This is a genomic window from Segatella asaccharophila (assembly GCF_054687055.1).
In genome coordinates, this window is sequence record NZ_BAACAN010000020.1 from 45,592 (window position 1) to 57,419 (window position 11,828).

Sequence of the window (11,828 nt, forward strand, 5' to 3'; positions counted from 1 at the left end):
CAGTCATCTGATCTTGTTGGCTTCTTGATTTTGAAGCCTCATCCGGAAGCACCACCCCTCATTGGTATGTTAAAAGAAGATATAAGTGTAATTTTTGATAAGGAGGAAGTATGAAAGAATTAGCTGTAACCACACGAGACATCGCTCGGGAACTTGCGCGAAAGTACAGTACGATGACTCACGACGAACTGACCACCCTGGAGGGTATCCTGGTTCCTATGAAGTTTGCCAAGGGAGATATGATCATTCATAAGGGAGAGGTATGCAAATCCATCTATTATATCTGGCGGGGCTTGATCCGTCAGTTCTATTTTAAGAATGACAAGGAAGTGACTGAGCACCTGGGTGTTGACGGATCGATTTTCATGTGCATAGAGAGTCTCTTCAGAGAGGAACCGTCTAAGCTTCAGGTAGAGGCGCTGGAACCTTCCATCGTTTATGCTCTGCCAAAGAAGCGACTGGAAGAGGAGGCTATTCACAATGTGAATATTCAGATGCTGTACCGTAAGATCCTGGAAGAGAGTCTGATCATCTCCCAGGTACATGCTGACCTTGTACGTTTTGAGACGGCCCAGGCCCGTTATAAGAAGATCTGCAAGTTGAACCCCCAACTGGTGCTGAGGGCTCCACTGAATTACATTGCTAACTATTTGCAGATGACTCCGGAAACCTTGAGTCGTGTCCGGACTGCTGCTCTTAACGAAGATTGAGAATCCCCGTAAGGTATCGCTTCGCTGCGTGAGCCCGGTATTCCGGGAGAGGCATTATTTTTCGTAGAGATACCTTTTGATGCTCTTTTTGGGCGTCTTCTGGAATTCTTCTTTCTGGATCTTGATTTCTGCAACCTTACTGTAGACAGGCATCTGTGCGTTCAATTCCTGCCGGTTCTGTTCCATGATATTTTTCAGGTCATCATTTGATAGTCCCAGTGTTTTTGCTTCATCATAGTCCGGATGAACCAGACCGATCAGTTTCTGATTGTCCTGGATCACCAGACATTCATTGACGAGCGTGAGGGAATTGAGTTTGTCCTCGATTTCTTCCGGATAAATATTCTGTCCGTTGGATCCCAGCAGCATAGTCTTCGAGCGGCCCTTGATAAAGAGGTTGCCTTCGGCATCCATTGTCCCCAAATCACCTGTATGGTACCAGCCATCCTTGTCGATGGCCTTTTTCGTCGCAGCCGGGTCTTTATAGTAGCCCAGCATGACATTCAGGCCCTTGGCCAGGATCTCTCCCGGTATGTTCTCCGGATCAGGGCTGTTGACTCGTAATTGCATGTGCACGACCGGTCTGCCACATGACCCTTGCACGAAGGTATGCCAGTCTGCATAACACATGATCGGCGCCGTCTCCGTGGCCCCGTAACCCACGGTATAAGGGAAATCAATCTGCCGCAGGAATGATTCTACCTCCTGGTTGAAGGCTGCTCCGCCGACGATGATTTCATAGAACTTTCCTCCAAAGGCTTTGATGACTTGATCCTTGATCCTTTCCTTTACTTTCTTGCCGACAACTGGCATGCTCAGGAGGAGACGGATTTTATTATTCTGGATTTTCGGGAAGACTTCCCTTCTGATGATCTTTTCGATGATCAGCGGAACGGATATGATCAGGGAAGGCTGTATCTCATCAAAGGCCTGGGCGATGATCGACGGACTGGGCAGGCGTGTCAGGAAGAAGATATGGACGCCTTGCAGGAATTCAAACAGAAATTCGAAGGACATCCCGTACATGTGGGCCATCGGAAGGATACATATCGTCTTGCACCCCTGTTTGATCCGGTCACCTAAAACCTGTTTGGCAAAGTCAAGATTACTCCATAGGGCTCTGTAAGGGATCATCACTCCCTTTGAAAAACCTGTAGTCCCACTGGTATAATTGATGAGTGCCATCTCCTCCGGACTTTTCTCCCGATAGTAATGAACGTGCTGTTTCCTGAAATATTTGGGGAATTTCTGACCGAATATTTCGTTCAGATGCTCCCGCGCATAGGTCAGTTTATCCGTTCTGCTGAGGATTAAGGAATAGTCAGGGATATAGATGATACCTTCCAGATTAGGCATTTTCGTCGTATTGATCTGTGTGGCTACTATATCTCCTACGAAGAGGAGCCGCGCATCGGAGTGGTTGACGATATTCTGGATCTGGTCGGCAGTAAACTCATGAAGAATGGGTACAGCGATGCATCCATACGTCAGTGTGGCTAAAAAGGCCACGGCCCAGCAGGCACTGTTACGCCCGCAGAGGGCTATCTTGTCGCCCTCTTTTACGCCCGAATATTCAAACAGGATGTGAAGTTTTTCAATCTTCCTTGCTACATCATTATATTGGAGGGTTTTCCCCTTATAATCCGTCAATGCATCAAAATCCCAATGGTCAATAATGCTTTTCTCGATTAGTGAATTTAAGCTGGGAATATTTTCCATCATTTGATCTATGTTTTGTGTGCAAATTTATTGTGAGAAAAGATCATATCAGACCATATCCTTATAGAGATAACGCTTGATACTTCTTTTCGGTGTCTTTTCAAATTCTTTGTCCTGGAGCTGGATCTGTGAGATCTTGCAGAAGGAAGGGAGTACGGAATTCAATTGTTTCCGATACTGCTCCATAATGTTTGTGAGATCCTCTTCCGTAAATCCTAAGGACTGGGCCTCTTCACGATTCGGATTGACCAGACCGACGAGTTTTCCGCCTGATTGGATGACCAGGCTCTCATTGACCATAGCCATGGAATTGAGTTTATCTTCGATTTCTTCGGGATAAATATTCTGTCCGTCTGCTCCTAAGAGCATGTTTTTTATCCTCCCCTTGATGAACAGGTTGTTGCCTTTATCCATCGTTCCCAGGTCTCCTGTGTGAAACCAGCCATCAACGAGTGCCTTCTTTGTGGCTGCCTCGTTCTTGTAGTACCCTTGCATGACATTGAGCCCGCGGGTAATAATCTCTCCCGGAATATTCTCCGGGTCAGGGCTTAATATCCTGACCTCCATGTTCTTAACGGGTTTCCCGCATGAGCCGGGAACGAAATCCTCCCAGTTGGTGAAAGTGATCAGCGGGGCGGTCTCTGTAGTCCCGTAACCGATAGTGATGGGGAAATGTATGCTGGTAAAGAAGTTTTCAACCTCTTTATTGAGTCCTGCTCCGCCTATGATAATTTCGTACAGGTTGCCTCCAAACAGTTCTTTTACCCTTTCGAGGATATTTTCCTTGATTTTCTTGCTGACGATCGGCATGCTCAGAAGCAGCCTCATCTTGTTGGTCTGGAGCAGCGGCATGATCTTTCTGCGTACGATCTTTTCTATAATCAGTGGTACGGCGATGATGATCGCAGGTTTAATCTCGTGAAAGGCCTGTGCGATGACGGAGGGGCTGGGGAGCCTTGTCAGAAAGTAGATGTGATTTCCGAAACAGAACTCGAACAGAAATTCCACCATCAACCCGTACATGTGGGCCATCGGCAGGATATTGAGCACGGGGCTGCCCTTTTTCAGATGTGGTCCTAAGGCGTTCAGGATGAAGTCCAGATTGCTCCAGAGAGCCTGATAGGAGAGCATCACGCCCTTTGAGAAACCGGTCGTTCCGCTGGTGTAGTTGATCAGCGCGAGTTCGTCTGGCTGATCGTGATAATAGTGGATGTGCTCCTTGCCGAAATACTTTGGGTATTTCTTGCCGAAGATCTCATTGACATGCTCTACCGTATAGGAAAACTGCGGGTTACGGGATAGGATGAGAGAGCGATAGGGCAGATAGATAATGCCTTCAAGGTTGGGCATTTTTTCGGGATCTATTTGTGTCGCAATAATGTCACCCGCAAAGAGAATTTTTGCTTCGGAATGATTGACAATGTTATGTATTTGTTCGGATGTAAATTCATGTAAGATGGGTACAGCTACAGCGCCGTATGTCAGTGTCGCCAGGAAAGCAACTGCCCAGTTGGCACTATTGCGTCCGCATATAGCTATTTTATCACCTTTATGTATATTGCAGCTCTCAAACAAGATATGGAGTTTTTCAATCTTGCGTGCAACATCGTGATATTGAAGAGTTGTTCCCTTGTAATCAGTAAGTGAATCGTTGTCCCAATTATCTACAATGCTTTTTTCAATATACGAGTTAAAGCTTAGATTCGTATCCATTGCACAAAACTAAAAATTTTGTGCAAAGGTAACCAGTTTTCTGCACATCCCAAAACTTTCTGTGCAGTATTTTAGTTAATTCTGTAAGAATTTTGTCTTTAACGGGAAAAAGGGACAATAAATCTTCGTTTTCTGTGACTTGTCGGCAAGAATGCCGGCTCCTGCCTGCCCTTTTGCGGGATCTGATCATAGGATGGAATTCCTTCCTATTCGTATCGGATACTTTGAGCGGGGTGGATGTGTGAAATTAAATAACTGGGAGTCACGAGCATCATCATGCTGATGATCATGGTGATGATGTTCAAGGTTAAAATGAATGCCCAGTTGAATTCTATAGGAACGGTATTGACATAATAGGTCTGTGGATCAAGTTTGATCAGTCCTGTATATCTCTGTAAGGCAAGAAGTCCGATGCCAATGGCATCCCCCAGGAGTAATCCCTTGCCGACGATAAAGGCGGCAAACCACAGGAAAGTATGCCTGATGGTCTTGTTTCGTGCACCTAAAGCTTTCAATATGCCGATCATGTTGGTCCTTTCAAGAATGATGATCAGTAATCCTGAAATCATCGTGACGACGGCAACAGCCATCATCAGGCCGAGGATGACCCATACATTCAGATTCAGCAGATCAAGCCATGCAAATATCTGTGGGTTAATTTCCTGTATTGTCGCACTGGAATAAGTTTCCCCGAAATGGTCCACTGTCCGGTTCACCTTATTGATAAGATAAGCTTCAGTCTCGTTTACTTTGTTGAAATCCTTTACCGTTATCTCTGCACCACTGGCCTGGTCGCTATCCCAGCCATTCAACTTTACGGCAGTGTAGAGGTCGGTATAGCAGGTTATTTCATCATATTTCTTTAGATTGGTCTCATAGATGCCTTGGATTGTAAAACGTCGGATCCTGACCCCCTTGCTGTCTATGAAATAAGCAAAGATGCGCTGTCCCACGCTCAGATGAAGTTTATCGGCCATCAGTTTGGAAACCAGAATATGATTGCTGCTGGTTTTGTCACTAAACTTCGGGATGCTTCCTGCCACCATATTCTTATGGATGAAAGTAGAATCCCATTCCGGTCCTACTCCCTTGAAGGCTACTCCCAGAAAATCGGAGTCAGTTTTTAGTACTCCCTGTTTAAGGGCAAAGCGCTCTACATGCTTTACGCCCGGTATCCCCTTAAACACATTCATCATGGAATCGTTGATGACGACAGGGTAATTCCCGCTGGACTGTAAGGTGAGAAAATCAGCTACTTCGATTTGTCCTCCGAAGCCGATGACTTTGTCTCGTATGGAGTGCTTGAATCCCAGAACAATACATACAGAGATGATCATCACGGCAAGGCCAATGGCTACGCCTGCTGTGGCGATGCGGATGGCCGGCTGGGAAACCTTTTGCCTGCCGCCTGCATCAAAATAGATCTTCTTCGCTATGTATAAAGGAAAATTCATGCCTGGGTGTCAGATATCAAATGTCTTTTTTCGTCCCGGATAAGTTTCCAAAGCCTTGTGTAGCAGGAAAAGTGCTTTTTCCAGGTCGGGTCTTTTCAGAACATAAGCCAGGCGGACCTGGTCGATTCCCGCTCCGGGAGTGGTATAGAATCCTGCTGCAGGAGCCAGCATGACAGTTTCTCCCTCGTAATGGAAGTCGGTCAGTAACCACCTGCAGAACTTTTCAGCATTATCTACCGGCAGTTTGGCTACCGTATAGAAAGCGCCCATCGGGATGGGGGAGTAGACGCCAGGTATGCGGTTCAGTCCGTCAATGAGACATTTACGGCGGAGTTCATATTCATCGTAGACATTGCTGTAGTATTCTTTCGGCGCATCCAGCGAAGCCTCAGCGACAATCTGTCCGATGAGAGGAGGGCTCAGCCTGGCCTGACAAAACTTCATTACCGCCTTTCGTACCTGTTCGTTTTTCGTGATCAATGCCCCGATCCGGATTCCACACTCTGAATATCGTTTGGAAACGGAATCGATAAGTACCGTGTTCTGCTCAATGCCCTTCAGGTGCATGGCACTGATATAGGGAGAGCCGGTGTAGATATATTCACGATACACTTCATCGGAGAATAGAAACAGGTCGTATTTCTTGCAGAGGTCGCGGATCTGGTTCATCTCCCTGCGTGTGTAGAGGTACCCCGTCGGATTGTTCGGGTTACAGATCATGATAGCACGAGTGTGGCTGTTGATCAGTTCTTCGAATTTCTCTACTTTAGGCAGGGAAAAACCTTCTTCAATAGTTGTCGCGATGGTCTGGATCTTGGCGCCTGCGGAAACGGCGAAAGCCATATAGTTGGCATAGCCGGGTTCAGGCATGATGATCTCATCACCGGGGTTCAGACAACTCATGAAAGCGAACATGACAGCCTCGCTTCCTCCACTGGTGATAATGATGTCCTCTGGAGAAACATTGATACTATATCGTTTGTAATAGTCTACTAATTTAGTCCGAAAACTTAAAAAGCCCTGACTTGGAGCATATTCCAGAACTTTGCGGTCAATATGCTTGAGTGCATCCAGTCCGCATTGTGGAGAAGGCATATCCGGTTGACCAATATTCAGGTGGTAAACCTTAATGCCCTTTTCTTTTGCCGCCGCCGCCAATGGTGCTAATTTGCGAATTGGTGACTCTGGCATGTTTAATCCACGTACTGATATTTCTGGCATTGTATGAATAATTAATTATCGAATTGCAAAGATAAGGAAATTTTTATTATCTTTGCATGATGATTGAGAAAAATTAAGAATAAACGAACTTTCACAAATACTAATTAAATCGATTATGAGATCCAGAACGAGTACTTGGTTTGAGACCAAGATCAGATATGAGAAGATGATGGAAGATGGCATGCAGAAAAAGGTTACGGAACAGTATGTCGTCGATGCCTTGAGTTTCACGGAAGCTGAAAACACGATCATTGAGGAGATGTCTTCTTATATCAGCGGAGAGATGAAGATTACGGATATTAAACCGGCTTCATACGGCGAGGTCTTTTTCAGTGACATGGATTCAGATGATAAATGGTATAAAGCCAAACTGCAGTTTATCACCATTGATGAGAAGAGTGAGAAAGAGAAACGTTCCAACGTGTATTATCTGGTTCAGGCTGCTTCTCTGCCAGGTGCCGTGAAGCATGTTGATGAGGTCATGGGCGGCACGATGATCGATTATGTGATCGCTTCTATTGTCGAGACGCAGATTATGGATGTCTTTGAACATCATGCTCCTGGAACTTCAAAAAAGAAAGAGGAGAAAAATGATGTCCCTGAATATGAGGAACAGCCATCTGATCCTGATCAGCAAGCTGGGGCAGTCAAATAATGAAGGATAAATGACGATCACTTCCGTGGCCTGTTGCCGCGGAGGTGATTTTTAATCAATAATGAAATGGTTGATGTTGCAAAGAATTTACACAAAGTGCTGGACAGCCTGCCCGATGGAGTAAGATTGGTTGCCATCAGCAAGTTTCATCCTAAGGAATATGTAGAAGTGGCATACGCCGAGGGCCAACGTGTTTTCGGCGAGAGCCATGAACAGGAACTTGAACAGAAAGTGAAAGTCCTTCCCAAGGATATTGAATGGCATTTTATCGGTCACCTTCAGACAAATAAGGTGAAATATATTGTACCTTATATCACCATGGTAGAATCCTGTGACAGTGTGAAATTGATGAAAGAGATCGAGAAGCAGGCTGCAAAATGTAACCGGGTGATCAAGGTGCTCCTTGAGCTTCATATCGCTGAGGAGGCTACCAAATATGGATTGACACTGGATGCATGCCGGGAACTGCTTGACTCCGGAGTTTGGAAGGATATGAAGCATGTCCGGATCTGTGGCCTGATGATGATGGCTTCAAACATAGATGATCAGCATCAGATCGCTCAGGAATTTGATAAAGCTGCCACATTCTTTACAGAAGTCAAGTCTAAGTATTTTGCTGATGATCCTGATTTCAAGGAACGTTCCTGGGGCATGAGTCATGATTATCGTGTAGCCGTAGAGCACGGATCCACGATGGTCCGTGTCGGTACGGCTATTTTTGGACCGAGGGTCTACTGATTTTACTGGTCTGCCTGGGGAGAGGTCCTCATGAGGGAGAGCGTTTCTCACCACTCATGATGCTTGTTTCCCCTCTCCATACGTTTATCAATTTTCTCCTGATTTTTACGATAGGGCTGACGATCAAATCCGTAAACTTCATCGTGCGAGTTTTTCCTGTCCTGCCCATAGTGGCGGCCGTTGTAATTTCCACGATGCCGATCGTTGTAATCTCCACGATACTGACTGTTGTAATTTCCACGATGGCGACCATTGTCATGGCGGGGATACCTCGAATAAACATTATAAACGTAACTGCCATTGCGCCAGGAGACAGGACGGTAAAAGTAGTCTGTGCCGATGAACAGATTCCACTGTCTGTTGTTGAAGAAAACCCTGAAAGCGGAGCTGCGTGTCCGCCATCCGGAAGCATAAAGGTCATTTCTGTCGTTGATACCCAAGAAATAGTTGAGGTTGATGCGGTATGCCCTGTCATATTCACGGGAAGAGAGTCCCATCTCATAAGCCATTTTATCCGTCAGGTACCTGGCTTCAACAGCCGCTCTTTTATAGCCCATTGCCTTTGCTGATAAGGACATGATCAACAAGGCTGCAAGTAAGAAGATATTCCGTTTCATAATCGTAAGCATTAAAGAATTAAACAAACCTTTGTTCGGCCTTCGGGGGTGAATTTGATCAGGTGCCCTCAGGTTTCTTTTGCAAATTTATGAATTTGTCACCAGTTTATAGGATTGAGATCCCTAAAAAGCGATAGGAATACCCCTTTTGTTACGAGGAAATACCCTATTGCGTTTATTCTTCCTATGGTTTGTACTTCTTCCTTTTTCTTGCAGAAAAGGATTTGTCTTCAGAGAAGCAACTGGGTCTCAATTTCCCTGTAAGGTTTCATCCTTGTTCTCTTCTGGCAGACTCTTCTGATTCTTGTTTCCTTCCTCCGGGAAGTCTCCATTACGTCTAAGGATTTCCATGAATTCCTCTCCAGAAATGGTTTCTTTCTCAAGCAAGATAGCTGCAGCTTCATCCATTTCCTTATGGTGGGTCGAAATGATGTCAACGGCTTTAGCATGAGCCTTTTCTATGATTGAACGAACTTCCTGGTCAATATCAGAGGCTGTCTGGGCTGAACAGATCAGTGAACTGTTACCACCTAAATATCTGTTCTGGATACTTTCCAGTTGCATCATTCCGTATTTATCACTCATTCCATACATGGTAATCATGTAGCGTGCCATTTTGGTAGCCTGTTCGATGTCATTGCTTGCGCCGGTTGTGCAGGTATGACATATTACTTCTTCAGCTGTCCGTCCGCCTGTGCAGGTTGCAATGCGGTTAAGCAACTCCTGCTTGCTTAACAGGTGTTTTTCTCCTTCATCAACTTGCATGGTATAGCCTAATGCTCCTGACGTGCGTGGAATGATGGTGATTTTCTGTACGGGGGCCGTATGACTTTGTAGTGCTGCTACCATAGCGTGTCCTATTTCATGATAGGATATGATCTTTTTCTCTTTAGGATTGATGACAGCTCCTTTTTTCTGCTCTCCTACCATAACCGTTTCTACGCTCTCTTCCAGATCATCAGTCCCCACTTCCTTTTTCCCCAGACGGACGGCGCGGAGAGCTCCTTCGTTGACGATGTTGGCAATTTCAGCTCCTGACGAACCTGCTGTTGACCGGGCAATAAGGTCCAGGTCTATGGCACCATGCTTGATGTTTTTCAGATGAACTTTGAAAATAGCCTTTCTTCCTGCCAGGTCTGGCAGTTCCATTTGTACACGACGGTCAAAACGTCCCGGACGCAGCAAGGCCTTGTCCAGACTTTCTGGCCGGTTGGTGGCGGCAAGGATGACTACACCCTTTGTGGCATCAAAACCATCCATTTCTGTAAGGAGTTGGTTGAGAGTTTGTTCCCGTTCGTCATTGCCGCCCATCGCACTATCACGACTTTTACCGATGGCATCAATTTCGTCAATGAAGATAATGCAAGGTGCTTTTTCAGAAGCCTGTTTGAACAGGTCACGCACCTTGGCAGCTCCCATACCGACGAACATCTGTACGAATTCAGAGCCGGAGATAGAGAAGAAAGGAACATGTGCCTCACCTGCTACAGCACGCGCAATGAGGGTCTTTCCTGTTCCTGGAGGACCAACGAGCAGTACACCTTTGGGTAATTTTGCTCCCAGACGGGTATATTTCTTTGGATTATGGAGAAAATCGACTACCTCTTTCAGAGTATCTTTAGCTTCATCCTGACCGGCAACATCAGCAAAGACCGTTTTGACACTATTCTCTGCATAGACTTTTGCTCCGCTTTTACCAAAGGACATAAAATTGCCTGCTCCTGCCATCATTTTACTGGAACCTTTCTGCCAGATCCAGTAGAGGATCAGGCCGGGCAGTATCCACCACAGAAAGAAATCGAGCAGAGGTGAATCTTTTTTAGGCGGAGTTTCAGAAAAGGTGATCTTTCCGTTCTTATTCGGACTTTTCGCTTTTATCAGGCGATTTACCAGATCCGGATCATTAATCTCTGTGGTCTGATAGCTGATTTCTCCTGTTCGAGCGACTACAGTAAAATAAATGATGTGATTTTTAATAACTACATCCTTAACTCTATTACTGTTTAATTCAGCAATGAAAGTACCATAGTCTGTGTTGACGATTTTGGGTTTCTGAAGACTCGGGAATAATAGTCCGTTGAGGAGGACCAGTAACAGAATACTGTAAAAGACTCCCCAGAAATTATAGGTTTTAGATGATTTTGGAGCCTTTTTCTTATTGTTATTCATTTTCATCATATTTCACGATGTTGATTATTATGCGAAGTTATAAAAAAAGTAGGTAATTTGCAAGTGAAATTTGATGAATCTTTTTATTTCCCTGAGGATTATGTGGGGCAGTCGTACCGCTTGTTAACAGAAGGTGTATTATGGTTTATTAATCGAGAACATTCTCAGAAGAATTATGTGATATTAAAAATTCTGATGTCAAGAATATAATAATAAGGTAATCTATTGATTAATACTTTTTTGATGGGAGTAAAAAAGACTTGATGATGGAGGAAATAGGGATTCTCTCTTTTAAATGATAAATTCAGATGTGAAAGCAGAGTGATAACTGATGTTAAAGATCGAATTTCCTTTGAAAGATTGATAAGTATGGGCGTTTTGAATATATAAGAACTCGTGGAGATGAAAAAATTGTTGATCGAGATAGTTGGTCCTTTCAGTCTTAAAGGTTTTAAAAATAGAACGTTAAGATAATTGAACGGTTCCTCTGTAATCTGCTCTGAAATTTAAAAAAGTGTGAACTAAACTTAGCCTTATTTTTATCATTTGTCTTATAAGTGATAATATTTTAGGGTTGAAGATGCAGATAAGCAAAATAGTGTAAAAGATGGATAAAAAAATATATGATTATCCTCAACTGAGAGATTTTCTTCAATCATAGATTCTGTGCTGAAACATCGGCCTATAGGACATAGCCGCAACAAGTAGCCTGTCAAAAAGTCTGTCACCAAATGATCTTCGGTTGAACTTCCAGCAGAATTCATCCAGATAACTCTGAAGGAACTCGTCTTTGATGCCATGATACATATCAAGCAAAAGTGACTTTGCATTC

Annotated in this window: 9 protein-coding genes and 1 pseudogene; 3 read left to right on the forward strand and 7 right to left on the reverse strand. The window is 44.5% G+C overall.

Annotated elements, in window-relative coordinates; genetic code table 11:
• Positions 1 to 110: 110 nt before the first annotated feature.
• Complete coding sequence (locus tag ACYRYG_RS10635; protein WP_293416793.1) at positions 111 to 710, forward strand: Crp/Fnr family transcriptional regulator; 600 nt, start codon at positions 111 to 113, stop codon at positions 708 to 710.
• Between the two features lie 54 nt (positions 711 to 764).
• On the opposite strand, the gene ACYRYG_RS10640 is transcribed toward ACYRYG_RS10635, so the two are convergent.
• The 4 genes from ACYRYG_RS10640 to ACYRYG_RS10655 form a co-directional block, all read right to left on the reverse strand.
• A complete protein-coding gene (locus tag ACYRYG_RS10640; RefSeq protein WP_293416850.1) occupies positions 765 to 2,429 on the reverse strand; it encodes an AMP-binding protein in 1,665 nt (554 codons plus the stop codon).
• A 48-nt stretch (positions 2,430 to 2,477) separates the two neighbouring features.
• On the reverse strand, positions 2,478 to 4,142 hold the full coding sequence (locus ACYRYG_RS10645; RefSeq protein WP_293416790.1) for an AMP-binding protein: 1,665 nt from the start codon (positions 4,140 to 4,142) through the stop codon (positions 2,478 to 2,480).
• 206 nt (positions 4,143 to 4,348) lie between these two features.
• A complete protein-coding gene (locus ACYRYG_RS10650) occupies positions 4,349 to 5,596 on the reverse strand; it encodes an ABC transporter permease (RefSeq protein ID WP_293416787.1) in 1,248 nt (415 codons plus the stop codon).
• A 9-nt stretch (positions 5,597 to 5,605) separates the two neighbouring features.
• Complete coding sequence (locus tag ACYRYG_RS10655) at positions 5,606 to 6,817, reverse strand: pyridoxal phosphate-dependent aminotransferase (protein ID WP_460198131.1); 1,212 nt, start codon at positions 6,815 to 6,817, stop codon at positions 5,606 to 5,608.
• Between the two features lie 115 nt (positions 6,818 to 6,932).
• Between ACYRYG_RS10655 and ACYRYG_RS10660 the strand changes: the two genes are divergently transcribed.
• Complete coding sequence (locus ACYRYG_RS10660) at positions 6,933 to 7,472, forward strand: DUF4494 domain-containing protein (RefSeq protein WP_293416781.1); 540 nt, start codon at positions 6,933 to 6,935, stop codon at positions 7,470 to 7,472.
• A 66-nt stretch (positions 7,473 to 7,538) separates the two neighbouring features.
• The gene (locus tag ACYRYG_RS10665) at positions 7,539 to 8,210 is read left to right on the forward strand and encodes a YggS family pyridoxal phosphate-dependent enzyme (RefSeq protein ID WP_293416778.1); all 672 of its coding nucleotides are present in this window, start codon (positions 7,539 to 7,541) and stop codon (positions 8,208 to 8,210) included.
• A gap of 47 nt (positions 8,211 to 8,257) precedes the next feature.
• Here the strand turns inward: ACYRYG_RS10665 and ACYRYG_RS10670 are convergent, their stop codons facing one another.
• From ACYRYG_RS10670 to ACYRYG_RS10680, 3 genes and pseudogenes are all read right to left on the reverse strand, one after another.
• Positions 8,258 to 8,827 carry a hypothetical protein gene (locus ACYRYG_RS10670; RefSeq protein WP_293416775.1) on the reverse strand — a complete coding sequence of 190 codons (570 nt, stop codon included), beginning with the start codon at positions 8,825 to 8,827 and terminating at the stop codon, positions 8,258 to 8,260.
• A 249-nt stretch (positions 8,828 to 9,076) separates the two neighbouring features.
• Positions 9,077 to 11,005 carry an ATP-dependent zinc metalloprotease FtsH gene (ftsH, locus tag ACYRYG_RS10675; RefSeq protein WP_460198133.1) on the reverse strand — a complete coding sequence of 643 codons (1,929 nt, stop codon included), beginning with the start codon at positions 11,003 to 11,005 and terminating at the stop codon, positions 9,077 to 9,079.
• Between the two features lie 642 nt (positions 11,006 to 11,647).
• A pseudogene (locus tag ACYRYG_RS10680) lies at positions 11,648 to 11,828 on the reverse strand (IS1595-like element ISPbu1 family transposase); the annotation flags it as partial.

What these genes read in the sequence shown, in the direction of transcription:
- ACYRYG_RS10635 (WP_293416793.1), top strand. Translation starts at nt 111, where the DNA reads ATGAAAGAATTAGCTGTAACCACACGAGACATCGCTCGGGAACTTGCG.
- ACYRYG_RS10640 (WP_293416850.1), bottom strand. Translation starts at nt 2,429, where the DNA reads ATGGAAAATATTCCCAGCTTAAATTCACTAATCGAGAAAAGCATTATT.
- ACYRYG_RS10645 (WP_293416790.1), bottom strand. Translation starts at nt 4,142, where the DNA reads ATGGATACGAATCTAAGCTTTAACTCGTATATTGAAAAAAGCATTGTA.
- ACYRYG_RS10650 (WP_293416787.1), bottom strand. Translation starts at nt 5,596, where the DNA reads ATGAATTTTCCTTTATACATAGCGAAGAAGATCTATTTTGATGCAGGC.
- ACYRYG_RS10655 (WP_460198131.1), bottom strand. Translation starts at nt 6,817, where the DNA reads ATGCCAGAAATATCAGTACGTGGATTAAACATGCCAGAGTCACCAATT.
- ACYRYG_RS10660 (WP_293416781.1), top strand. Translation starts at nt 6,933, where the DNA reads ATGAGATCCAGAACGAGTACTTGGTTTGAGACCAAGATCAGATATGAG.
- ACYRYG_RS10665 (WP_293416778.1), top strand. Translation starts at nt 7,539, where the DNA reads ATGGTTGATGTTGCAAAGAATTTACACAAAGTGCTGGACAGCCTGCCC.
- ACYRYG_RS10670 (WP_293416775.1), bottom strand. Translation starts at nt 8,827, where the DNA reads ATGAAACGGAATATCTTCTTACTTGCAGCCTTGTTGATCATGTCCTTA.
- ftsH (WP_460198133.1), bottom strand. Translation starts at nt 11,005, where the DNA reads ATGATGAAAATGAATAACAATAAGAAAAAGGCTCCAAAATCATCTAAA.